Origin of the sequence: Pontibacter fetidus, from assembly GCF_010119545.1 — a bacterium.
GTDB classification, from domain to species: Bacteria; Bacteroidota; Bacteroidia; order Cytophagales; family Hymenobacteraceae; genus Pontibacter; species Pontibacter fetidus.
Window position 1 is genome coordinate 160,980 of record NZ_JAAEAA010000004.1, and the last position, 24,287, is coordinate 185,266.

Below are 24,287 nucleotides of genomic sequence, written 5' to 3' on the forward strand. Positions count from 1 at the left end.
TCCCTTTTCTTTTATGCTATTTTATACCTGGTAAATTTTGCAATTAATAAAAAACACCTATTTTTGTACCACACAAGGGGGATTAGCTCAGCTGGCTAGAGCGCTTGCATGGCATGCAAGAGGTCATCGGTTCGACTCCGATATTCTCCACTAAAACGGCAACTATTTCTATAGTTGTCGTTTTTTGTTTTATGGCATTTTATACTTGCATACATTATTCTGAAACTATAGACCGCTATTATGTGGGTAGCTGCGAGGATATAAAAGACAGGCTTAGCAGGCATAATGCCAAGTACAGTAAGTCGACAAAAGCTGGCGCTCCCTGGGAATTAAAGTATACCGAGTTTTTTGAAACACGCTCCGATGCTGTTACCCGTGAGTTAGAAATCAAGAACAAGAAGAGCCGAAAGTATATTGAATGGTTAATTAGCACTGCTGGCTAAAGCGTCCCGAATGCTTTCGTGAAGGTCATCGGTTCGACTCCGATATTCTCTCCACTAAATGAAACGGCAACTATAGTTTAGTCGCCGTTTTTTTTATTTTATGGCTAACCACAAAAAAGGCCACAGCAACCGCTGTGGCCTTTACTTTTATAGTTCTATAGTTTACACAAACAGTCCTTCTACAGACAGGTAGCGTTCGCCGGTATCATAACAGAAAGTTAGTACGCGGGCACCTTCCGGTAGTTCTTTCAGTTTTTGGGCCACTGCTGCCAGCGAACCTCCTGAGGAGACACCGATAAAAATACCTTCTTCGCGGGCAGCGCGACGGGCGTAATCAAAAGCATCACTTGCTTCTACCTGTATTACACCATCCAGCAGCGACGTATCCATAATGGCAGGTATAAAGCCGGCTCCCACGCCTTGTATCGGGTGCGGCCCGGGCTGGCCGCCGCTTAGCACAGCCGAGGCAGATGGTTCTACGGCAAATACTTTTATATCGGGGTTACGGGCTTTTAACACACGCGCTACTCCCGTTATATGCCCGCCTGTGCCTACGCCTGTTATCAGGTAGTCAAACCCTTCCGGAAAATCCTGTAAAATCTCTTCGGCTGTAGTTTCGATATGTACCTGGGTGTTGGCTTCGTTCTCAAACTGCATGGGCATCCAGGAGTTCTCGTGTTCGGTGAGGATTTCTTTGGCCCGTTCAATAGCGCCTTTCATGCCTTTTTCGCGTGGGGTCAGTTCCAGCCTGGCGCCGTAGGCTGTCATTAACCGGCGCCGCTCCACCGACATCGATTCCGGCATAACCAATATAAGCTCGTACCCTTTAACAGCTGCTACCATGGCCAGCCCTACCCCAGTGTTGCCCGAGGTTGGCTCTACAATTACACTTCCTTTTTTAAGTATGCCTTTCTGCTCGGCATCTTCTATCATAGATAATGCAATGCGGTCTTTTATACTCCCGCCGGGGTTGCTGCGCTCCAGCTTCATCCAGACCTGGGCTTTGTCTCCAAACAGTTTGTTAATGCGCACGTGCGGCGTCCGGCCTATCGTTTCCAGGATAGAGTTTGCTTTCATAGTTTATAGTTTAGTGGTTATATAGAGTAATTGAGTACATTTTCGGGTTCGGGGGCTTTGCGCACTTTTATCTGCGGATAGTGGTATACGCGAGAGTAAGGCGGAACACTTTCTGTAAGCCACACATTACCCCCTATTATACTTCGGGTACCCACCACCGTGTTGCCGCCAAGTATAGTTGCCCCGGCATAAATTACCACATGATCTTCTATAGTTGGGTGCCGTTTAATGTTGGCCATTGCTTTCTCTACACTGATAGCGCCCAGCGTTACGCCCTGGTATACTTTCACACAGTTCCCGATCACAGTTGTCTCCCCTATTACTACGCCGGTGCCATGGTCTATGCAGAAATACTCACCTATAGTTGCTCCCGGGTTTATATCGATACCGGTGCGGGCGTGTGCGAAAGCCGAAATTACGCGGGGCAGCAACGGAATGCCCAGCCTGCGCATGGTGTTTGCCAACCGGTAAAGGGCAACTGCTTTAAAGCCAGGGTACGTCCGGATCACTTCTTCTACGCTTTGGGCAGCCGGGTCGCCCTGTGTAATGGCTTCTGCGTCGCCGGATAGCCTGGCATGTAGCTGTGGCAACCGATCCATAACCTCTGCAGCTAACTGTGCAGGTGTGCCAGGCAGCGTGCTGGCCATACCCTCCAGTATGCGTTGCAGTGTTTGTTGCAACTGGTGGGCGTGCTGCTCAAAATCAGCAAAGGAAGTATAGCGCTTTTCGGACAGAGGCGGAAACAAAAGCTGTATAACAGACTCAGCGAAATGGCAGGTAGCCGAAGCCGGTACCATGTGCTGTGTGTGGGTGTGCTCTTTGTACAATCGTTCTGTAAATCCCTGATCCATAAGCTATGTACGGTAATGCAAACTGCTAGGTATACGCGGCTAACAAAAAAAGGGAGCCCACTAGTTGAGCTCCCTTTTTGCAAACTATAGGTTAAACTATAGCTATTGGTAATACTAGTCGCAGTGGCCAGGGCCAACTATGCCATTGTTATAATCGTCAAGCAGCTCGGCCCAGGCTAGCAATTCGCTTCTTGATGGTGAGGTCTCGCCTTTAAAGTAAGCAGTGGCAGCGTTCCAGGCAGCAAGTACATCCTGCGGAATAGAAGCACCTGAAGCAACATTCAGTTCTGCAGCAATATACTGGTGTGCCAGGATGATGTAGGCATCGCCTTTAGGAGATGTGTTCAGCACTGCCAGGTAGTTCATGCCGCTGTTATAGAAGGTTTTGTTCAGGTAGTTGTCCCAGGTGGTGTCGTACTGTTTTTTCTTCGGATCGGCGTGGTTTTTCCAGTAGCCTTGTGTGCGGGTACAGCCTTTGTCTTCGTAAGTTGGCGGGGTTACAGGTGATACGCAGAACATGATATCATCTATTGCACCAGAACCAACATATCCATCATTTCCGGCTAACACTACTTTTAGCATCATTACACCTTCAGTATTACCTAAATCAACAGTTTGCTTGCTGTTGTTGCCCAGCGGCTGCAGCATTACTTTGTATAGTTCATTTCCTGCGCCGTCGTACAGGTATACCCATGAATTGTCTTCGTATTCATCTATATCCAGCACTTTCATAGATTCCAGGGTAACAGCTTCCGGGAAAGTCAGCAGCATTTCGCCACCCCACCGGTTATCATTAGGCTCGTTCTCGATGCCCAGTTCCTGAATGATAAGTGCTTTACCCCAGTCTGTGGTGTACAGGTCGTCATCGTCGCCGGTAGGGGCTTCGGTGTTAAACAGCATTGCTCTGTTGCCGCCTTCCATTTCGCCGTTGCTGTTGCGGGCTGTGTTCTCTACCATAACCGGACCCCAGCCGTGCATCGAGTTAACCTGCGCTACGTATCCGTCTTCTGATACATTTTCAAAATTGATCACATCGCAACCGTCTTCAGCCAACAAATTATTTGTGTTACTTGGGTTTACGTCCTGCAGTGCTTCGTCCTGGTCGCATGCTGTAAAAGTTAAAAGGGTCATACAAAACACCCCAATCTTCCATAAATTTCTTTTCATAGCAGTTAATAATTTTAGAGTTTCAAAAAGTGCACAACATACAAATAATGCAAACTACCACTTTAATATACTAATACTGACATGAACTATTATGGTTCTATTAAACTATAGCCAAATTGAAAACCAACATCAAAAAAGAAATAACACCCTATAAAAGAATGCTATCCTACAAATCGTTATCGTATTCGCTTTTAAAAATAAAATCCTAAAATATAGCAAACAAAAAAGCCTTTTAAAGCACAGCTATAGTTGCGCTTTAAAAGGCTTTTTTGTGCGGCAGTTTTACTGCGTGGTTATAGCATTATCTGCAAACAGAGCCTGGGCAGAACTGGATTACGTCGATAGCGCCTGAGCCCCCTTTGCCGTTTGTAGTTTTAAAGTTTACACGAAGCTTGGCAACACCTGCTACGCCCGGGCCAAGCACAAGCGGCTGGTAGGCATAAGCACCGGTTACTGGTAGTTCCTGCTTGTAGATAACCTGGCCTGAAGCATCCAACAGCTCCAATGTTGAGCCACGCTCGTTTTCATCGATGTCCACGATGTACAGGCCGCGCATTACAACTGTACCAAAGCTTGCAAAGTCCAGCTCTATGCTTCCGCCTTTATCGTTTATAGTGGCGCTATTACCGCGTGGTGCACCTACCGTAAGCACATTACCCAACCTGAACGGGCCCTGGTTAACGGCAGTGTAGCCGGCATTTTTCTTATCTGGTTTAGAGGTATCGTACAGCAGGGCTGCGTTCTCAGACATAGACCTGTCGTTGGTCATGCGGGTTGCCTTTATCTTAACAGGCAGTGTGGTATAGCTGTCTTTCTTTACTTTAACTTCATTAACGAAGCCTGTAGTTTCAGAGAAATTGATGATGGTTGTGCCCGGAACGGTACCGAAGTTTTTAGTAGCCGAAGCAGTCATTGGTTTAACTTCTGCTTCAATTTCCTGGTCGCAGGAAGCAAATATGAACGATACTAATGAAAGTGTCAGGGCTTTGTAGAGGAATGTTTTCATGTCGCAACTTTTTGTAAAGGGTTAAAAACAAAATGCAGTTGCCACCGGTGATCTCAACAGTAGTTGAAATGCGTTTTTAAAATTGTATCTTTTAATGTCCTTTGGCAAAAACATTTCACCCTTGTACGGGCAGTTATTTTAAAAAGATGACCTGAAAACGAAAATTCCCAATATTTTTTTAAACATAAACAAATGGCTATTTTTTCATAATTGCACAAAACAACGACACACCCCGCTTTAAATCTTTTAAACGCACTTTTTATAGCAGCTATGTTCTGATATATTTTTTAGCCTATGTTATAAAAAAATTTAGCCGCCGGAAACAAAAATCAGTACTATTGAAAAGTATAGAACTATAGCTATAGAAACGTATTCAACAAAAAAGGGAAGCTCACGCTCCCCTTATTTCTCTTAAAATCTATAGTTAGTCTTTGCAACGCCCCGGACCAATTTCGCCTTCGTTATAGGCATCCAGCAAGGCGGCCCACATCAGCAGTTGCGCCATAGTTGGTTTTGTTTCGCCTTTAAAGTAAGCAGTAGCTCCTGCCAGCGCTTCGTCTACTTCAGGAGTAGTGGAGGCCCCGCTTTTAACGTTTAACTTAGCAGTAATGTATGGTTGCGCCAGTTCTGAATAGTTGCTTCCTTTCATCATGGTTCGCTTCAGCACATCGAGGTAAGTGGACCCGCTACCATAAAATTCAACGGTACGGTAGGCATTCCAGGCGGGGTTATAGCCTTCTTTAGTTGGGTCGGCGTGCTCTTCCCAGTACGATTGCAGGCGTGTGCAGCCATACTTTTCTTCAGTATCCTCCCCGTCTTTTGGTGCACAGAATTCGATGTTATCGATGGCAGCAGAACCAACTATACCTTCGCCGGCCAGCACTACTTTTAGGGCAACAACGCCGCTGGTATTGCCCAAGTCTACGGTCTGTTTGCTGTTATTTCCCAATGGCACCAGTTGCTTTTTGTACAGCTCTTTTCCGTTGCCATCATAAAGTATAACCCACGAGTTGTTTTCGTTGTCATCTTCGCGGTTGTCTATATCCAGCGCCCGCAACGATTTTACAGTTACCGGCTCCGGAAAAGTGAGTACCATTTCGCCGCCCCAACGGTTGTCGTTCGGTTCGCCTTCTTCGCCCAGTTCCTGTATGATCAGCACTTTTCCCCAGTCGGCATTCAGGTCCTCGTCGTCGCCGGTCCAGTTCTCCGAATCAAATATCATGGCCCTGTTGTCCTCGTCCAGGTTGCCGTCGCTGTTGCGGGCTTTGCTATATACTTTTATAGGCCCGTAGCCGCTTTCGGTATTTATCTGATAGATGTAGTTGCCGGCATTCTCGGTTTCAAAGGTCAGGTTATCGCATTCCAGGGCTGTTCCGTTGTCGCTTTTTCCGCTGTTGCTAAAAATGTCCTCGTCTTTGTCGCAGCTGTATAAAAATAAGGTAAGCACACTTATTATCAGGAGTTGAGTTCTTTTCATAGTTTTTCGCTTTCGTTAATAACTCTTTTCTGTGGCCAGCTATAGTTACCGGGCACCCTTCTCACTAAAAAACAAACTATAGCTATACATAGCCATAGCTGCTTACATTACGAAAAAGAAACTATAAAAGTCGCGGTGCAGCGTACAGGCAGTGTTATAGTTAACTGACAGAAATGGCTTCGTGATTGAAAACCGAATCGGGCAGCCAGAAAATTTGGCGAAAGATTTACTTAAACTATAGTTTAGAATTTGTGGGAACGCGCTTTTACAAACAGCAGCAAGTACAGAAAGGAAACCATTACCACGGCAGCACCGGTCCAGAAGACGAGCCTGAAATTATCCGGATTGTTATTATAAAGCCAGCCTGAGCAAAGTGCCCCAATGCCGATACCGGCCTCAAGGGCAATGTACATGGTAGCCATAGCTCGCCCGCGGTGTGCTTCGTGGCTCAGGTCTATCGTCCAGGCGAAAACGGTGGGCGAGTTCATGCCCTGCCCTATCCCGAAAAGCACACCGGCCAGCATTAGCCCGCTTAAGGAGGTAGAGAAACCAACCGCCACCATTGCCAGCACCAGTACCAACGTACTGATACGCAGAACATTTACCCGGCCATACTTATCCGAAACCCGGCCAGCTATAAAACGGATAGCCAAAGACGACAAGGTAAAGCTCATAAAAAAGAGTCCCTTGTTTTTGATCCCCAGAAACTCGCTAAAATCGGGAACAACAGTAAGGATAGTACCAAACGAGAATACAGTAAAGAAAAGCACTACAGAAGGTGGCAGCACCCGCGGCTCAAACAATTCACTCCGAGCAATCCGAAGCAAGCCCATCCTGAACCGGTGCGTGTCCTGTACGGTTTCCTGCATGCGGGCAACAACTGCCACCGATAAGAATGCAGCCAGCGACGAGGTATAAAACATGGTATTAAGCGAGAATTGATTGGCAATGGCACCACCCAGCGCCGGCCCTGCCGCCATGCCCAGGCTACCAGCCAAACCCAGTAAGCCCGTAGCTTCGCCGCGACGGTGCACCGGAATAATATCGGCTACATAGGCTGCAGTGCCCGTTGGCGTAAACCCGGTAGAGAAACCATGCACAAATCGTAGCAACAGAAATGCGGCCACACTGCCTGTTATGGGGTACAAAAATCCGCAAACTATACACACAGCCCCACCTACTACCATTACCGGAATGCGCCCTACCTTATCGGCAAGTTGACCGCTAAATGGCCTGGATAAACCCGCCGTAAGTGTAAAAAGGGAAATGATGAGGCCTTTGTATGCTTCTCCCCCCAGGCTGGTGAGGTAATTGGGCAGCTCCGGGATGATCATGTTGAAGCTGGCAAAGAACAGGAACGAGCTCAGGCAAAGAAGCCAGAACTGAAGACCATATACACGCGTTTCCTGGTGTTGCATTTGGCCTGCAAGTTGGCAAAGTATAGCTTACAAAACTATAGGTGCCCTAATAAATGATACCAGTTAAACTATAGTAATGCTGGTCAGGTAACTATAGCAAGCAGGTTCAGGCGATAACTCCTTTGCCCTGGGCGGGTACGTTGTTTACCTGTATATTTTGCTGCATAGCAGCCAGGCCAATGCTGGCTCTTATGTGACGGGCCACCTGTTCGTCGGGGATATTGCTTAAGCGCAGCGTTACGGTTTTATGATGCTGCAATTCAAAAACTATGCTGTTTTCGGTAACGCGCACAGCGGTTAACTGGCTCCAGGGCAACACATACTCTCTACTAAAAAAAGTAAGCCTGAAACTAAGCCGGTTCGGATTCATCGAAAAGTAAGCTTCGTGCAGTAAGATATAGTCTTTAGCTATAGCGATACACACCAAACCAGTAATTACCAGCAGCACAGCCGCATATAGCCACTCCCTGTAAAACGGGTCAGGCAACTGCAGCTCGCGAAACAAGGCATACGCACCACCCAGTACAAGAAATGCACCCGCAATCAGGATATTTGTTTTCAGCTGCTTCAGCTTTTTTTCAGAGTACAGGGAGATGAACATTACTTCTGACTTTCGGTTAGGTGGATCTTTTTTTGCTGTACTATTTGGCGTATTTCGTGCCGGGCACGGCGGAGGGCTTCAGGACTTTGAACCATGGTAAACGGCACCACATGGTACTCGTCGTTTTTCAGCATAAAGCGCACATTTTCGGGACTTAAGGTTACTTCATCTACTTCGTCCCAGTCAAATTCCTGTTCTTTTACAAGGAAACCGGTACGGTAAACTATCGTTTGGCTGTTAAAGCTAAGATGCCTGCTATACTCGGGATGCAGCTCCAGCCAAACCTGCGCTACCAACACCGAAAAAGCCAGCAAATGCAGCAGGTAAATACCCACGAAACTATAGGCAAAACCTTTGGTAAGCACCAGGTACAAAAGCAACCCAACCTGCAGCAACACAAGGAACACCGCCAGCATGGTGGTGCGCTGCTCTGCTTTCGGGTTACCTGCGTAAGCGCCGCTGAATAGCCTGATGTTTATTTCCTGCATAGTTACGATGCGTGTGTACTTTAAATTTACTGATTTTTCAGGTTAATGCAAACAGTTTGTATAGCCAGGCTGCACAAGGCTGCGCATTTCGGTTGATTTTAGTATCTTCAGCCACCGAACTATAGCTACCATGAAAAAAATACATACCCTTGGCCTTAGCCTGCTTTTGTTAAGTGCCTGCCAGTACCTGCCCCAAAAAAGTGAGCAAGCCGCCGGCCTGAACAAATTCTCAGACCAGCAACTGCAACGCATCTATACGTTGCAGGACGAGCGCAAAACCGCCGAACTATTGCCTTACCTGCAACATGGTAAACATACCTATCGCCAGGAAGCAGCACTGGCTTTTGCCTCGGTACAGGATACGCTGGCCATTCCGCAGCTCTTAAGTTTGTTAACAGACACTTCGTCGGTAGTGAGAACGGCAGCGGCCTACGCCATTGGCCAGATCGGACATAAAAAAGCAGAAGACGCCCTGATACGCCACATTACCCAGGAAACACGCCCGCAAGTGCAGGCCGAATTGCTGGAAGCACTGGGCAAAATAGCAACACCGGCCGGAGTTAATTTTCTGGCAACCTATAAGGCACAAAACCCGGTAGCACTGGGCGGCCAGGCCTGGGGCTTGTACCGCGCCGGGTTACGCCAGCAGTTCTCAGAGCAAAGTATAGCCAAGGGAGTCGCGTTGTTAAACGCTCAGAACCCGTACGAAGCTCGCCTGGGCGCTGCACAGTTTTTATCGCGCACCGGCAAAGCCGACCTTACAGCACATCGCCAGCAATTACTTACCACAGCCACCTCTGATGTTGCCCCGGAGGTACGCATTGCTGCCACACACGCCCTGGGCAAAGTAAGAGCCAGTGATAAAGCTAAGTTCTTATCGGGCATTGCACAAAGCGACCCCGATTACCGTGTGCGTTTAAGCGCCATCCGGTCCATGACAGGGCTGGAATATGAAGAGATCAAAACAGCTATACTTGCCGGTTTACTGGATAAGAACATTAACACGGCGGTGGCAACATCGGAGTTTTTGCAGGCTAACCCGCAGGGTGTGGATGTGGCAGACATGCAGCAGGTGTTGCTGAAACTACAGGATGCCCGCGTGCGCTCTAATGTGCTTTGGGTTATACTAAAGAACAGCCCTGCTCGTGAGTTTTTAAGCAACCGGTATAAGCAATATTTTGAGAACGCGAATAACCCATACGACAAAGCACAGTTTCTGAAAGCACTTTCCGGGGACTTTAACAATTATACCTACATTGCCAACGCTACCTTTGCGGCACAACAGCCTGTAATTGCCACTACCGGCATGGATGCCCTGCTGCTGATGCGCACACAACCCGATTTCCCGAAAGCAGCTGCCGCAGACTTTGCCGAGATATTCAAGAAAGCAGTTGGCTCCGGCGACGTGGCTTTGGTAGGCATGGGCGCCGGCGCTATCCGCGACCCGAAGCTAAACCTGCGCAGCTATTACAAAGACTATAGTTTCCTGGCACAGGCACAGCAAAAACTACAGTTGCCCCGCGACATGGAAACCAACATAGAATTGCAGCGCACGTTAGATTACCTGAACAACAAAGAAAATGTAACTCCCGAAACACCGTTTACACACCCGATAGACTGGAACCTGGTAGCCACTATACCAACCAACCAGCAGGTAGAGATAAGAACCGAGAAAGGGTTAGTGGTACTGCAACTGTTTGTTGAGGATGCACCGGGCTCTGTAGCCAATTTTGTAGAGCTGGCCAAGGCTAACTTTTTTGATGGACTATACTTCCACAGGGTGGTACCGAATTTTGTAGCGCAGGGCGGTGACAAGCGTGGTGATGGCTGGGGCAGTTCCGAATACTCTATCCGGTCAGAGTTTGCGCCCTTGCATTACCGCGAAGGCTATGTAGGCATGGCATCAGCTGGCAAAGACACCGAGAGTAACCAATGGTTTATTACCCACTCTCCGGCCCCGCACCTGGATGGCCGCTATACTATTTTCGCGAAAGTGGTGGAAGGTATGGAGGTTGTTCACCAGCTGGAAGTTGGCGACCGGATACACTATGTAAAACTGCGTGAGACTTCAGTAAATACAGCTAATAAGTAAGTGGAGGTGCATCTATAGTTCGGTATATGCCAGGGCGCCCGAGCCATTTTTAAAACTATAAAGGCGACACCAACGTGTCGCCTTTTTTTATGATTACGGAAGTTTAATTACGCTCAACTATAGTTTCCTCTTTTATAGTTGCCCATGTTGTAAGTAACGGAATAAACTCCTGTTGCAGGGTGCGGCTACGGTCTTTGCCATACCAGCCATGCAGTTTTTCAGCCATTTCTTTAAAGTCCATTTGCTGGGCTTTAGCGTCTAACACCAGTTGCTGGGCAGGTTCCGGGCGCGGCCCCCAGGTACCTAACTCTTGCAATGTTTCAGCATCCAGGGCAATCAGTTTTGGTATAGAGCGGCCACCGTTGGTCAGGTAAGCATCCATTACGTCCAGGTGTTCGTCGCGCAGCAGTAGTTTAACTTCTATCATCGGGCTGGCTTCGGCTATTTTAACTATAGCCGGCACATTCTGGGCGGCATCGCCACACCATGCTTCTGTCAGCACTACCCATATCATTTTGCGGTTTACGCGTTGCAGCACGGCCTGCATTTCCTCGCTCAGTACAGTCGATTTCTCCATGCGGCGCATGCGGTGCAGGTTCATACGCGTATAGTCAACCAGATCGGTAGCCTGGTTTGTGCCTGTGGTTTTATTTTCTGCCAGCAGTTTTTCGGTAAGCGTAATATATTGGCTATAGGTCAACGCCTGCGCTAAGTGCGCGTTGGTAATAATCTGTTCTTTCTTCATTTCTAATTTCTAAAAAATGCACGCTATACTATAGGTGTATAGTTAAGCCATGTAGTTACAGAACACACTACCTGCTGAAATGTTTCCGGGTTAGCCTACAGGCTGTTAATGGCCTCCTTCAAACGCTTTTTCGCCGGCCGGTACAGGTATCGGCAAAAAGTTCTGCTTAGGTGGCAACGGGCAGGTAGCATAGGTTACAAAAGCGCAGGGCGGGTTATAGGCTTTATTAAAATCTATAGTTACGTTGCCGTTGGCATCGGGCAGGTTGGTGTACAGGTAGCGACCGGCGCCGTAAGTTTCGTTTCCGTTGGTTTTATCGGCAAACAGTACAAACAGTTCGTTGCCTTCTTTCATTACATCCAGTTTATACTCTTTTCCGTCAACCTTAAAAACAAGTGCGCCCGGTGTGTCTTCGTTACTGGTCTGGCCCAGCACGTTGGTTATAGCAATTTTACGGCCTGTGGTGTTAGGTTCCAGTTTGGCTTGCAGTTGCCAGTCGGGGTTTACCTCGTATCGGTCTATGCCTGTAAAGTTTTTGCGTACTTCGCTTTCCGTATCGCGTAAGCGTATGCCATACTTGTCGCCGCGCTGTATTACAAACCAGGTAAGTGAACCATGGGTCAGTTTCGGAGAATCATCCGACCCCGCAGTATACACTACAGCGTCCTGCACAGGCTTGCCGTCCAGTTTCACTTCTGCGCCGTCGTTCAGTTTAATTTTTACCTTGTCGCCTTCCAGTATAAAAGCGCCCGCTTCAGCAGCTATTTTGCCTTCCGGAAAAACCAGGTCATTATCAGGGCCACTGCCAAACGTATTTATGCCAGGCTCCAGCCAGAATAAACCCGCCAGGGCAAGCCAGCCATCTTCTTTTTTAAGGTTCGTGATGCGCTCTTTGTGCCACTCCTCTATGCTTACTTTGTAGGCAGCCGGGTTGGTCTGGGCAGTTTCAACGGTATCGGGGGTGCTGTTGCAGGCTGATATAAACAGGGTGGCCAGGCTTAGGGCCATGCCTGTAACTATAGTTCTTTTCATCATACTCAAAGCTATACTTTATGAACGAAGATGACGCCATGCGGCACTATTTTTTAACGTATACTTTTACGCACTCCTCAAACAACAGGTCTTTCAATCACCTCACCATCAACCTAATAGCACATTTAAATCAGTAATTACTTGCATTCATGATTTTATATTTAGATATTTGTCTAAATACCTAACAAAAACAGTGAATAAAGTATTTAAAGCCCTGAACGATACTACCCGCCGCGAGATCCTGGATCTGCTAAAGGAGAAAGACCTGACTGCGGGCGAAATTGCCGAGGCTTTTAACATTACCAAACCCAGCATATCGCACCACCTCGACATCCTGAGCCAGGCCGACCTGGTTACTTCGGAAAAGCGGGGCCAGTTTGTGATCTACTCCCTTAACACGACCGTGCTGGATGATATTTTATCGTGGATGATGACTCTTAGAAAATAATACGATGCAAAAGAAAAGCAGCTTTTTAGAGATTCTGATCTGGGGCATGGCGCTGGTGCCGCTCGCTTACTTGTTTATAGTTTGGGAGCAACTCCCCGACCGCGTACCCATCCATTTTAACTACAAAGGCGAGGCTGACGATTGGGGAAGCAAAAACTTTCTGGCAGGTCTTATCCTGTTCATAACTGTTGGCCTAAACCTATTGTTGCTGGCCATACCCACCATAGACCCGAAAGATAAAATTGCACACATGGGCAGCAAATACCACCAGTTGCGGTTTATGATGGCACTTTTTATGGCGGCGCTGGCAGTGTTTATAGTTTACAGCGCTAAAGCCGGAAGCCTGGAAAGCAGCAACTTTGTAAATGTACTGGTGGGCGCGCTGTTCATCTCGTTTGGCAATTATTTTCAAGCACTTAAGCCAAATTACTTTATCGGGATACGCACCCCCTGGACCTTGGAAAGTGAAACCGTATGGCGCAAAACACACCGTATGGGCGGCAGATTATGGATAGCAGGTGGCGTGGTGATGTGCCTTTCTGCACTGCTGCAGAACCCGCTGGTGCGGCTGGTTATATTTTTAGCTACAGTAGCTATAGTAGTGCTTATCCCGGCTATTTATTCTTTTTTAGAACAACGTAAAGAACGCCAGCAGGCAGCTCGTTAAATATCTCAAACTATAACAACTATGAAAAAATACCTGCTACTTATACTTGTAACGCTACTTGCCGGAGCCAACTGCCTGGCCCAACACCCAGCCCAAACTATAGCCGGAAGCTGGAACGGTGCCTTAACCATAGGCGGTACCAAACTCAGGCTGGTCTTTCATATACAGGATAACAAAGGCGCACTTACTGCCACCATGGACAGCCCGGACCAGGGCGCAAAAGGTATTCCGGTAACTTCGGTAAAGCTGGTGCAGGATAGTTTATTTCTGGATATACAGGCCATACGCGGAACCTATGCCGGCAAACTAACCGGCCCTGCAACTATAAACGGCTACCTGAAACAAGGCGGCCAAACCATGCACATACCCCTCGCCAAAGGCGAAACCGAAGTTGCCCATCGCCCACAGGAACCCATAAAACCTTACCCGTACCAGGAAACCGAAGTAACTATAGAAAACAAAACAGCCGGCATAAAACTGGCTGGCACCCTTACCTTGCCTATAAAAAACGCCAAGGCACCGGCAGTTATACTTGTTAACGGCTCAGGCCCTCACGACCGCGACCAGCCCATAATGGGACATAAACCCTTTCTGGTGCTAGCCGATTACCTTACCCGGCAAGGTTTTGCTGTACTAAGGCTGGATGACCGTGGAGTAGGAAAATCAGAAGGTAACTTTGCAACCGCCACAACCGATGATTTTGCTACTGATATAGAAGCTGCTTACACCTACCTGAAAAACAATAACGTAATTGAGCCGCAGAAAATTGGATTGATAGGCCATTCCGAAGGCGCATTGGTGGCAGCCAAAGTAGCCGCAAAACACCCCGATGTAGCTTTTGTAGTGTTAATGGCCGGAACCGCCGTACCCGGAACTGAATTGCTGATTGCCCAGAACAAAGCCCTACTAAAAGCCGCTGGTGTACCGCAGGCCCCACTGCAAAAGTACCTGCAACTCCGCAAAGCCCAGTTTGAGGTAGCCGCCACCGAAACCGATTTATTTAAAGCTTCCGATAAAATAAAACAACTGGAGCAAACCGCTAAAACTAACCTGACCGAGCAGGAACAGAAACAACTGGGCCTTACCCCACAAAGCCAGCAAGCTATAGTTGCCCAGCTCAGCTCGCCTTGGATGCGCTATTTTTTAAAGTATAATCCTGCCCCTACCCTGCAAAAACTAAAAATGCCGGTGCTTGCGCTTAACGGAACCAAAGACCTGCAGGTGCCTTACCAGCAAAACCTGCCCGCCACCGAAAAAGCCCTGAAAGCCGCAAGCAACAAAAAATATACGATCAAAGAAATGCCCGGCCTTAACCACCTCTTTCAGACGGCGACAACTGGTATGATAAACGAGTATGGCCAGTTGGAAGAAACTATAGCCCCGGCAGCTCTGGAAACTATAAGTACCTGGATAAAGGGAGTAGTAAAGTAAGCGGCTACTTTACAAATTATAGCTATTATTACAGTAACATTAAGTTGGTTTTAATGAGCTCTAGTAAAGGTTACTATACGTCAAATAATTCCAACATCTGGTAACACAAATCAGTCCTTTAAAATCAGAATAATGAACGATAGCCTATACCCGTGTTTGTGGTTTGACGGACAAGCCAAAGCTGCTGCAGATTTCTATTGCTCTGTTTTCAAAAACTCAAAAATATTAACCAATACGCCCATGGTGGTTACATTTGAGTTAAACGGGAACAAGTTTATGGGGCTTAATGGAGGGCCAACTTACAAATTTAACGAAGCGGTGTCTTTTGTTATTACTTGCGAGACACAGGATGAAATTGACCATTACTGGAATAACCTGACAGCAGGCGGACAAGAGGGCAAGTGCGGCTGGCTTAAAGATAAATTCGGGGTGTCGTGGCAGGTTGTACCCACCATCCTGAGCAAACTGATGAGTGACCCTGAGAGATCATCGCGGGTAATGCAGGCATTCATGACAATGAAGAAATTTGATATTGAAACGTTACTGAAGGCTTAAACTCAACCAGCCTGAAAAAGATTGAGCCAGTTAACTATACATGCTTAAGTACCAGGGAAACTATAGTTTAGATAATACCTGGCCTGAGGCACTTGTAAAATACAAAGCATATCTGATCACTTTTCATAACCTACAAACATGCACCCGATTCTTAGAAACATTTTGGCCATCGTTGCCGGCTTTGTCATTGGCAGTTTTGTAAATATGGGTATTATTATGATTAGCGGTTCCATAATTCCTCCTCCGGATGGTGCCGATGTTACCACCTCTGAAGGCTTAAAAGCTTCCATGCATTTATTTCAGCCAAGGCATTTTATTTTCCCGTTTCTGGCACATGCCCTGGGTACTTTTGCAGGCGCACTGGCAGCTGCGTTAATTGCTGCAACTCATAAAATAAAGTTCGCACTGGCCATCGGCGTCTTGTTCTTAGCCGGCGGAATTGCCAGTATTTTTATGCTTCCGTCACCTGCCTGGTATACTATAACAGACTTAGTTGGTGCCTACTTACCTATGGTTTACCTTGCTATACTTGCAGCCAGAAAGCTTCAGTCAGATAACCTGCAAAAGTCAGCTTAAGCAGGCTTAATAAGCATGACACTTCCTTTTAAAAACTATGGATAGCATGACCTTAGACAAACTAAAGTTTCCGATCGGTGAGTTTGAAAAGCCAGAAACCATTACGGAAAATATTTTAACAAACTGGATCTCAGTTATAGCCCTTTTTCCGGAAAAGTTAACAAGTGAAGTGAACAACCTGACCGATTCGCAGCTTGATACACCTTACAGACCAGGCGGCTGGACCGTGAGGCAGGTGGTGCACCACTGCGCAGACAGCCACATAAATAGCTTGACCCGATTTAAATTAGCCCTTACGGAAGACAACCCAACTATAAAACCTTATTTTGAAGACCGTTGGGCAGAACTACCAGACAGCAAGACATTACCTATAGACAGCTCCCTGAAAATACTGGAAGGCATACACGCACGTTGGATTACACTACTGAATAACCTGACAAACCAGCAACTTAAGCGAACATTTGTTCATCCGGAAAAAGGCAAGGCACTTAGCCTGGACGAAGCTACAGGCTTGTATGCCTGGCATTGCAATCATCATTTAGCGCACATTACTACCTTAAAACAACGTAAAAACTGGTAGCAACCTCTAAAACAGCCAGTAAATTTCTATTGCTACCAAATCTTAACCCAACTATAAACATTTGACTTAAGCTTTGATCCGCCCCTACACTTCCTCCGACAAAACTGCACTTATTGATCTGCTAAAACTTAACACCCCGCTATATTTTGCAGAAGCCGAAGAAGCTGACTTTATTGAGTACCTGGAGCAGCACCTGGAAGACTATTTTGTAGTGGAAGAAGCCGGCGCTATAGTTGGGGCGGGCGGTATCAATTACTTCTCAGATGATAAAATTGCCCGCCTCTCCTGGGATATAGTGCACCCTGCTTACCAGGGCAAACGCATCGGCTCACAGCTTACACAGCACCGCATCAACCACATCAAAGCTAACCCAGGTATAAATACTATAGTGGTGCGCACCACGCAGTTGGCATACCCGTTTTACCAGAAAATGGGCTTTACCTTAGTAAAAACAGAAAAAGACTACTGGGCCAAAGGGTTTGATTTGTACGAGATGTACCTGTCGCTGGCAGGTAAACTATAGTTGCAGCTATAGCTTATAAATCCCGAAACGGTGCATAAGCGCTTAGCCTTTCATGGGCTCCATTTCCAGAATTATAGTTTCGGCAGGTTTCTTTTTGAGCAGGCCATTTATCAGGTTGAAGGCGGTAAGCATGTCTTCTTTGCGCTTATAACTATACAGCGAAAAAAACTCTTCGCCTTTAGTTGCTTTCTCTACAACATACAGGTTATGCGCGCTTGAGTCAAAAAAGGTAAGCGAGCAGTTTTCAACACGTTCGATATCTACCAGAGATATATAAGCTATTTTGGAGCCCTGGGGTGCAGGAATTTTGATATTCATGTTGCCTATGTCAGACTTGAGAAAAACTTAGGCGCAAACCGTGAGTACGGCTTAAAGCAAGTGCAGTTTACTATTTTGATTTCAAAAAACCGAATAAAAATTCACTTTATGCTGTGCGTAGCTGAGCCCGTATAGTTTAAAATGCAACTTTGTTTCAGGGCACCGGGTCGTAGCCGCTGCTGCCCCATGGGTGGCAACGGCCAATTCGTTTCAGGGCCAGCCATCCGCCTTTAAACGGGCCATGCTTAGTAACTGCCTGCAACGCATACGTAGAGCAGGTAGGAGTATAGCGGCAGGTAGCAGGTTTCAGTGGGGATATCATGTGCCGGTAAACCCAGATCAGGCCAAGCAGTAGTTTCTTCAGTAGCCAGGTCATGTATTAAATATTAGCCATACTTAACATCCTAACACCTGTTAGGAGCGTAAATTTTTATTAAATTGCAGCAGTTTAACTAATCTAAACAAATTTCCATGTTAAAAAGAATCCTTTCACTCCTACTTTTAGTTGGCCTGAGCACGCCCTTCGCTGCCAAAGCCGACGAAGGTATGTGGTTGCCGATGCTGATAAAGCGCCTGAACCACGCCGATATGCAGAAAAAAGGACTTCAGCTTACTGCCGAAGAGATCTACTCTGTAAACAATTCCAGCCTGAAAGATGCCATTGTGCAGTTCGGTGGTTTTTGTACAGGTGAGTTCATCTCTAAAGAAGGTTTGCTGCTTACCAACCACCACTGTGGTTACGGTGCTATCCAGTCGCACTCTACACCGCAACACGATTACCTGACAGATGGTTTCTGGGCAAAGAGCCACGCAGAAGAGCTTCCGAACGAAGGTCTTTTTGTTGATATACTGGTACGTATGGACGATGTGACCGGCAAAGTGCTGGAAGGCATTGACAACAACACACCGGAAACAGAACGTGCCCAGAAAGTTGGCCAGCGTATGCAGGCACTGGCTAAAGAAGCCAGCAACAACGGCGAATACGTAACCTATGTGCGCGATTTCTTTAACGGTAACGAATATTACCTGTTCGTTTACAACCGCTTTACCGACGTTCGTCTGGTAGGTACGCCTCCATCATCAATCGGTAAGTATGGCGGCGACACCGACAACTGGATGTGGCCACGCCATACCGGCGACTTCTCTATGTTCCGTGTATACATGGGCAAAGACGGCAAGCCGGCCAAGTATAGCAAAGACAACGTTCCTTACAAGCCAAAGCACCACCTGCCAATTAACATTGCAGATAAAGAGCCAGGCGACTTCTCGATGGTATTCGGTTTCCCGGGCCGCACCAAGCGTTTCATGACCTCGCAAGGCCTGCAGCTGGAAGTAGACCAGCTGAACAAATCGCGTATTAAACTGCGTGAGAAAAAGCTTGACCTATGGAAGCAGGATATGGACAAAGATGCAGCAACCCGTATCAAGTATGCGTCTAAATATGCATCTACTGCCAACTACTATAAATACTCTATCGGCCAGAACGAAGGCATTAAGCGTATGAAAACCCTGGAAGGTAAACGTGCTGACGAAGCAAAATACCAGACATGGGCTAATGCCGATGCACAGCGCAAAGCCCTTTACGGCAACGTACTTTCTGATATTGATGCTTCTTATAAAGAGATCGAAACGTATAACTTAGGTTCTATTTACCTGAACGAGGCTATACTTGGCACCGAATCGCTGTTGATGGCGTACCGCCTGATGCCGCTTTACACTACCCTGAAAGGAAACGACGCAGCTGCTACCCAGAAAGCTGTTGAGGACCTTTTACCACGCGTGGATGCGTTCTTTAAAGACTATAACATGCCAACAGACAAGAAAGTGTTTGCTGCCATGCTGAAGTTCTACTCTGAAGACATCGCTAAAGACCAGCAGCCAGCTGCTTTCAAAAACCTGGTAGCTAAGTATAAAGGCGACTTCAACAAACTAGCGGACCATGTATACAGCAACTCGTTTGTGGTATCAGAGCAAAAACTGAAAGACTTCCTGAAAAACCCGACTGCCAAGAAACTGGAAAACGATCCTGCTTTCGCTATCGTGCAGCCGATCATGGAGAACTTCCAGACGAACATTGCTCCTAAAATTGGTGCAGCCAATGCAAAACTGGCCACTGCTAACCGCCTATATGTTGCCGGCCTTCGCCAGATGAACCCGAACTTTGTATACTACCCGGATGCAAACTCAACTATCCGTTTAAGCTACGGTGCTGTAAAAGACTATAGCCCACAGGATGGTGTACTATACAACTACTACACGACCATGGAAGGTTTAATGGCAAAAGAAGACCCGACCAACGAAGAGTTTGAAGTACCGGCTAAGTTAAAGCAACTATACCAGGCAAAAGACTACGGCCGCTATGCCAACGACAAAGGCGAAATGGTTGTTAACTTTATCACAGACAACGACATTACAGGTGGTAACTCAGGTTCGCCAGTAATTAACGGTAAAGGTGAGCTAATTGGCCTTGCATTTGACGGTAACTGGGAAGCAATGACTGGTGACCTGGTGTATGATGCAGACTACAAGCGTTGCATTAACGTGGATGCCCGTTACGTACTGTTCATTATCGACAAGTATGCAGGCGCTAACAACCTGATCAGCGAGATGACGATTGTAGACACAGACAGCCCAGGTGCAGGCGATGCTGCCAAAGCAGAAGCTAAAACACCACAGGCCGAGCTACTGAACGCCACAATGACCGAAGCCCAGGAAAAACTGCGTGCCGGTAAAACTGAGTTCAAGATCGAAAAGAAAAAAGGCGACGCTAAAGTTAAACTACAGGTTAAAGACTAAGCACCTTTTAAACTATAAACTGAAAAGCGCTGAGAAATATCTCAGCGCTTTTTTTATTGTCTGGATCAGGATTTGCAGGATGAGTAAGGATAAACAGGATGACAGGATTAACCTCACAGTGTTTTTTAAACCTGTGAGCGTTATTGTTTGCTATGTAGCCAGACACTCACAGGTCTGGAAGACGCTGTGAGGTCTGCAGCCTAATCTTTAAATCTTAAAAATCTTAGTCAGGTTGGCATTTTACAGTAATCCTGCTTATTCTTGGTATTCAAATTTTTGCCTGATGCTGAGACCTGCCATACTTCTACTTTCTATACTTTCCATACTTATACTTCCGACAGCGGCGCAGTACAGGTCTTTTTCAACTGTCTCGCTGGTTCCACGGCCCCAGCATGTAAAGGAACAGCAGGGTCATTTTATACTGAACGCCAACACCCGCATCTACCTGAACCCCGACCAGCAGTACCTGGAGTTTACAGCACAGCAACTGGCACAGGAGATAAAAAAAATAACAGGTCAGCAACCACAAGTGCTTTTCAAAAATCCCAGAAAACGAGGTTCCAACTTTATTTACTTAACCTTAACTAACACCCCCGATACGCTTGGTCCGGAAGGCTATAGTTTAAAAGTGGAGCCGACCAAAATTATACTTGCAGCCAACCAACCGGCAGGTATAGCCATGGGTTTACAAACTATAAACCAGCTGTTGCCATTAACTCAAACCTTAGCACCTGTTACCATACCTGCTTTGGAGATTACAGATAAGCCCCGCTATAGTTGGCGGGGGTTGCATTTAGATGTGGTCCGTCATTTCTTCCCGGTTGCTGATGTAAAAAAGTATATCGATTACCTGGCCATGCACAAGCTGAACACCTTCCACTGGCACTTAACCGACGACCAGGGCTGGCGCATCGAAATAAAAAAATACCCGAAGCTGACTGAAGTCGGCGGCTGGCGCGACGGAACTATAATTGGCCATGCCCTGGAACGCCCTCAGCAGTTTGATGGCAAAAGGTATGGCGGCTTTTACACGCAGGACGAGATTCGTGAGGTGGTGCAATATGCCAAAGACCGCCACATAACTATAGTTCCGGAGATAGAAATGCCAGGCCATGCACTAGCTGCGCTGGCTGCTTACCCCGAGCTGAGCTGCACTGGTGGTCCGTTTAAAACAGAGCAGGCCTGGGGCATTTTTGAAGATGTATTTTGTGCCGGCAACGAGCAAACCTATAGTTTTCTGCAGGATGTTTTAAGTGAGGTAAGTGCCTTGTTTCCGGGCCAGGTAATACACATTGGCGGCGATGAAGTACCCAAAACCCGCTGGCAGGCCTGTCCGAAATGCCAGGCTAAAATAGCCGCCGAAAACCTGAAAAACGAACACGAACTACAAAGCTATTTTATAGAACGTATCGGTAAATTCCTGAAAACGAAAGGCAAGCGCATTATTGGTTGGGATGAAATTCTGGATGGCGGCATACCGGGCAATGCACTCATTATGTCGTGGCGCGGTACGGCCGGTGGCATAAAAGCCGCAGAGCAACAGCACGGTGTAGTAATGACGCCTACCTCGCATTTATACCTGGATTATTACCAGGGCGAGCAGCAACTGGAGCCATTGGCATTTGGCGGCTACACACCGCTCAGCAAAGTCTATAGTTTTAACCCCACTCCTGATAAACTTACCGCATCAGAGCGCAGGTTTATTTTGGGTGCCCAAGCCAACCTCTGGACCGAATACATCCCGACGTTTAAGCACGTAGAGTACATGTTGTTCCCGCGCATTGCCGCTGCCTCCGAAGTGTTCTGGACCAACCCGGAAAACAAAAACTTTACTGACTTTGCCGAGCGCATGCAGCAACAATACCAGCGCTACGAAGCTTTAGGCATAAACTATAGCACCAGTGCCTACCAGGTAAAGCAACATATAGCCATCGATACTGCCCAACGCCAGGCAACTATAGCTTTTACATCAGATGCTACAGGCGCGCAACTTTTCTATACTACGGATGGCTCTTCGCCTACCCAAGCGTCACAACTATATACTGCGCCATTTACAGTTAACAAAACAGCAACTATAAAAGCAGCATCTTTTATGGATGGCCGGCTGATGGACGAACCAACCACCACAAAACTAACGCTACACCAGGCTTTTGCCAGACCAGTAAAATTACAGAACAAACCCAGTCGCTACTTTCCGGGGCAGGGCGCTGCAACTATAACTAATGGGCTAAACGGCTCGCTTAACCAGAACGACGGCCAGTGGCTAGGTTTTGCTACCGATAATCTGGAAGCCATAATTGACCTGGGAAAATCCACGACTATAAGCCGCATCAGTAGTTCGCATTTACAAAATATGTTGGCTAATATTTTCCTGCCCACACAGTTGGAGTTTGCTGTTTCGGAAGACGGCAAGAAGTTTAAAACTGTTAAAACTATAGTTAACACTACCGACCCGTTGAAAGGAGGCATTTTTACACAGGCTTTTACCGCTGAGTTTGCACCAGTTAAAGTCCGATTTGTGAAGGTGATAGCCCGTAATATTAAAGTATGTCCACCCAAGCACCGCTCTGCCGGCAAAACCGCCTGGTTATTTGTGGATGAGGTGGTGGTGGATTAGTTTTCTCTTGGTGAGTTTGAGATAGATCTCTCACTTTGTTCGAGATGACATTAATACTTTAATCATCCTGTATTTCCTGATTCAGGAATTTCCAGAATGGATTTTGAAAATTGATTAAGTTTTCTTTTTTCTCCCTGCTCCATTTCTTTATCTCTTTTTCCCGCTCTATGGCATGTTGCACCTGCGTGTGACGTTCAAAATATACAAGATTGTAGCAATAGTATTTTCCAGCAAAAGTAGATGCATCTCCACAGTTCATAAAGTGCTCCTGAAGTCTTCTTGGCAGATCGTTTGTAAGACCTACATAAAGAGTCGTTCTTTTAGGGTTAGTAGTTATATAGACAAAGTAATTATGTTCCCTCATTTTTTTGTCATTTCGAGCCAAAGCGAGAAATCTATTTCAGATACTACCATTAACAATCATTCAGAGTTGCCTGAGCTGCCCTAAGCAAAATCTAACTTAATCACTCACCTCCCGTAAATCCTATTTCACTAAGTATAAAAGCCTTACGAATGGGATAACTTTACTGCGCTATACTTTATACTGCTTTATTCTTCTGATCCCTTTCCTGGCGAAGGCGCAAACTGATGTACCTTTCGGAGCGCGGGCCGCTGCACTTGGTAATGCATCTGTTACCCTCCCCGACCTCTGGGCGCTACACAATAACATAGCTGGTATTTCTTCACTAACACAACCCCAGGTTGGGGCATATGCCGAGAACCGTTTTGGTGTGCGGGCTTTTACAACTGGAGCGCTGCTGGGTGTTTACCCTACAAAAAAATATGGCGTTTACGGTATAAGCCTTAGCCGTTTTGGCGACGAACTATACAGCAGGCAACACGTTGGGTTAGGCGCGGCGCACAAAGTTGGGCAGTTTAGTTTAGGCATAAAAGCAGATATATGGCAGGTTGCGGTGCAGGGTTATGGCAGCCGGAAAGCAGTAACCTTAGCCATTGGTGGTCAGGCCGAAATTGTACCGGGTTTATACTTTGGTGCACATGCCTACAACCTCAACCAGGCCAAACTCTCCGACTTTGAAGACGAACGTTTGCCTACCATCATGAAAGCCGGCCTTAGCTACATACCTTATAAAAAGTTGTTATTATTAGCCGAAACTGAAAAGAATATAGACCATAACGCCACGTTTAAAGCTGGCATAGAGTATCAGCTCTTTCCAGATAAATTTATACTTCGCAGCGGGTTTCAGTCGCTTACAAACACGCTTACTTTTGGGGCGGGTTTTAGAGCACGGCAGTTTATAGTCGATTACGCTTTTGGCAACACCACACACTTAGGCAACAACCACCATCTTTCGTTTTCTTATAGTTTCGGAAAGCCGGCTATAGTTACCACCACCCCACCTGTAAACCCGATGTAA

25 protein-coding genes and 1 tRNA gene are annotated in these 24,287 nt (G+C 46.8%); 13 read left to right on the top strand and 13 right to left on the bottom strand.

Annotation, left to right across the window (positions count from 1 at the left end; all coding sequences use genetic code 11):
* Positions 1–76: 76 nt before the first annotated feature.
* Positions 77–150, top strand: a tRNA-Ala gene (locus tag GWO68_RS04335).
* A gap of 41 nt (positions 151–191) precedes the next feature.
* Positions 192–443 (top strand): GIY-YIG nuclease family protein, encoded by a 252-nt coding sequence (locus GWO68_RS04340; protein ID WP_162345194.1) that lies wholly within the window; start codon positions 192–194, stop codon positions 441–443.
* 162 nt (positions 444–605) lie between these two features.
* On the opposite strand, the gene cysK is transcribed toward GWO68_RS04340, so the two are convergent.
* The 8 genes from cysK to GWO68_RS04380 all read right to left on the bottom strand — a co-directional run bounded on the left by cysK (position 606) and on the right by GWO68_RS04380 (position 8,528).
* Positions 606–1,520, bottom strand: coding sequence for a cysteine synthase A (gene cysK / locus GWO68_RS04345; protein ID WP_162345195.1), 915 nt, complete (start codon positions 1,518–1,520; stop codon positions 606–608).
* A 17-nt stretch (positions 1,521–1,537) separates the two neighbouring features.
* Positions 1,538–2,371 carry a serine O-acetyltransferase gene (locus GWO68_RS04350; protein ID WP_162345196.1) on the bottom strand — a complete coding sequence of 278 codons (834 nt, stop codon included), beginning with the start codon at positions 2,369–2,371 and terminating at the stop codon, positions 1,538–1,540.
* A gap of 114 nt (positions 2,372–2,485) precedes the next feature.
* Complete coding sequence (locus tag GWO68_RS04355) at positions 2,486–3,538, bottom strand: hypothetical protein (RefSeq protein ID WP_162345197.1); 1,053 nt, start codon at positions 3,536–3,538, stop codon at positions 2,486–2,488.
* A 301-nt stretch (positions 3,539–3,839) separates the two neighbouring features.
* The gene (locus GWO68_RS04360) at positions 3,840–4,544 is read right to left on the bottom strand and encodes a hypothetical protein (RefSeq protein ID WP_162345198.1); all 705 of its coding nucleotides are present in this window, start codon (positions 4,542–4,544) and stop codon (positions 3,840–3,842) included.
* Positions 4,545–4,968: 424 nt separating this feature from the next.
* Positions 4,969–6,021, bottom strand: coding sequence for a hypothetical protein (locus tag GWO68_RS04365; protein ID WP_162345199.1), 1,053 nt, complete (start codon positions 6,019–6,021; stop codon positions 4,969–4,971).
* 242 nt (positions 6,022–6,263) lie between these two features.
* Positions 6,264–7,439 (bottom strand): MFS transporter, encoded by a 1,176-nt coding sequence (locus tag GWO68_RS04370; RefSeq protein WP_162345200.1) that lies wholly within the window; start codon positions 7,437–7,439, stop codon positions 6,264–6,266.
* A 106-nt stretch (positions 7,440–7,545) separates the two neighbouring features.
* Entirely contained in the window at positions 7,546–8,040 is a 495-nt protein-coding gene (locus tag GWO68_RS04375; RefSeq protein WP_162345201.1) for a hypothetical protein, read from the bottom strand.
* Positions 8,040–8,528, bottom strand: a complete 489-nt coding sequence (locus GWO68_RS04380) for a hypothetical protein (RefSeq protein WP_162345202.1) — start codon at positions 8,526–8,528, stop codon at positions 8,040–8,042. Before GWO68_RS04380 ends, GWO68_RS04375 begins: the two co-directional genes overlap by 1 nt.
* Positions 8,529–8,658: 130 nt before the next feature.
* On the opposite strand from GWO68_RS04380, the gene GWO68_RS04385 reads away from it, so the two are divergent.
* A complete protein-coding gene (locus GWO68_RS04385; RefSeq protein ID WP_162345203.1) occupies positions 8,659–10,620 on the top strand; it encodes a peptidylprolyl isomerase in 1,962 nt (653 codons plus the stop codon).
* A 103-nt stretch (positions 10,621–10,723) separates the two neighbouring features.
* Here GWO68_RS04385 and GWO68_RS04390 read toward each other — a convergent pair whose 3' ends face one another.
* Positions 10,724–11,365, bottom strand: coding sequence for a thioredoxin family protein (locus tag GWO68_RS04390; RefSeq protein ID WP_162345204.1), 642 nt, complete (start codon positions 11,363–11,365; stop codon positions 10,724–10,726).
* Positions 11,366–11,470: 105 nt separating this feature from the next.
* Positions 11,471–12,400 carry a DUF1684 domain-containing protein gene (locus tag GWO68_RS04395; RefSeq protein ID WP_235941930.1) on the bottom strand — a complete coding sequence of 310 codons (930 nt, stop codon included), beginning with the start codon at positions 12,398–12,400 and terminating at the stop codon, positions 11,471–11,473.
* Positions 12,401–12,590: 190 nt separating this feature from the next.
* Here GWO68_RS04395 and GWO68_RS04400 point away from each other — a divergent pair, with 190 nt between their 5' ends.
* The 7 genes from GWO68_RS04400 to GWO68_RS04430 all read left to right on the top strand — a co-directional run bounded on the left by GWO68_RS04400 (position 12,591) and on the right by GWO68_RS04430 (position 17,177).
* Positions 12,591–12,845, top strand: coding sequence for an autorepressor SdpR family transcription factor (locus GWO68_RS04400; protein ID WP_162345205.1), 255 nt, complete (start codon positions 12,591–12,593; stop codon positions 12,843–12,845).
* A gap of 4 nt (positions 12,846–12,849) precedes the next feature.
* Positions 12,850–13,512 carry an SdpI family protein gene (locus GWO68_RS04405; RefSeq protein ID WP_162345206.1) on the top strand — a complete coding sequence of 221 codons (663 nt, stop codon included), beginning with the start codon at positions 12,850–12,852 and terminating at the stop codon, positions 13,510–13,512.
* Between the two features lie 21 nt (positions 13,513–13,533).
* Positions 13,534–14,943: an alpha/beta hydrolase family protein gene (locus GWO68_RS04410; protein WP_162345207.1), complete on the top strand. Its 1,410-nt coding sequence runs from the start codon at positions 13,534–13,536 to the stop codon at positions 14,941–14,943.
* Between the two features lie 132 nt (positions 14,944–15,075).
* Entirely contained in the window at positions 15,076–15,498 is a 423-nt protein-coding gene (locus GWO68_RS04415) for a VOC family protein (protein WP_162345208.1), read from the top strand.
* 138 nt (positions 15,499–15,636) lie between these two features.
* Positions 15,637–16,074, top strand: coding sequence for a hypothetical protein (locus tag GWO68_RS04420; RefSeq protein ID WP_162345209.1), 438 nt, complete (start codon positions 15,637–15,639; stop codon positions 16,072–16,074).
* Positions 16,075–16,120: 46 nt separating this feature from the next.
* Entirely contained in the window at positions 16,121–16,654 is a 534-nt protein-coding gene (locus tag GWO68_RS04425) for a YfiT family bacillithiol transferase (RefSeq protein WP_162345292.1), read from the top strand.
* A gap of 73 nt (positions 16,655–16,727) precedes the next feature.
* Positions 16,728–17,177, top strand: a complete 450-nt coding sequence (locus tag GWO68_RS04430; protein ID WP_162345210.1) for a GNAT family N-acetyltransferase — start codon at positions 16,728–16,730, stop codon at positions 17,175–17,177.
* Between the two features lie 42 nt (positions 17,178–17,219).
* On the opposite strand, the gene GWO68_RS04435 is transcribed toward GWO68_RS04430, so the two are convergent.
* Together GWO68_RS04435 and yidD are read right to left on the bottom strand one after the other, a co-directional pair.
* Positions 17,220–17,495, bottom strand: coding sequence for a hypothetical protein (locus tag GWO68_RS04435; RefSeq protein ID WP_162345211.1), 276 nt, complete (start codon positions 17,493–17,495; stop codon positions 17,220–17,222).
* A gap of 154 nt (positions 17,496–17,649) precedes the next feature.
* Positions 17,650–17,871 carry a membrane protein insertion efficiency factor YidD gene (yidD, locus tag GWO68_RS04440; protein ID WP_162345212.1) on the bottom strand — a complete coding sequence of 74 codons (222 nt, stop codon included), beginning with the start codon at positions 17,869–17,871 and terminating at the stop codon, positions 17,650–17,652.
* Positions 17,872–17,966: 95 nt separating this feature from the next.
* On the opposite strand from yidD, the gene GWO68_RS04445 reads away from it, so the two are divergent.
* Together GWO68_RS04445 and GWO68_RS04450 are read left to right on the top strand one after the other, a co-directional pair.
* The gene (locus GWO68_RS04445) at positions 17,967–20,291 is read left to right on the top strand and encodes a S46 family peptidase (protein WP_235941931.1); all 2,325 of its coding nucleotides are present in this window, start codon (positions 17,967–17,969) and stop codon (positions 20,289–20,291) included.
* Between the two features lie 283 nt (positions 20,292–20,574).
* A complete protein-coding gene (locus GWO68_RS04450) occupies positions 20,575–22,908 on the top strand; it encodes a beta-N-acetylhexosaminidase (protein WP_162345213.1) in 2,334 nt (777 codons plus the stop codon).
* Between the two features lie 58 nt (positions 22,909–22,966).
* Here GWO68_RS04450 and GWO68_RS04455 read toward each other — a convergent pair whose 3' ends face one another.
* Entirely contained in the window at positions 22,967–23,272 is a 306-nt protein-coding gene (locus tag GWO68_RS04455) for a GIY-YIG nuclease family protein (RefSeq protein WP_162345214.1), read from the bottom strand.
* Positions 23,273–23,639: 367 nt separating this feature from the next.
* Between GWO68_RS04455 and GWO68_RS04460 the strand changes: the two genes are divergently transcribed.
* A complete protein-coding gene (locus GWO68_RS04460) occupies positions 23,640–24,287 on the top strand; it encodes a PorV/PorQ family protein (protein WP_162345215.1) in 648 nt (215 codons plus the stop codon).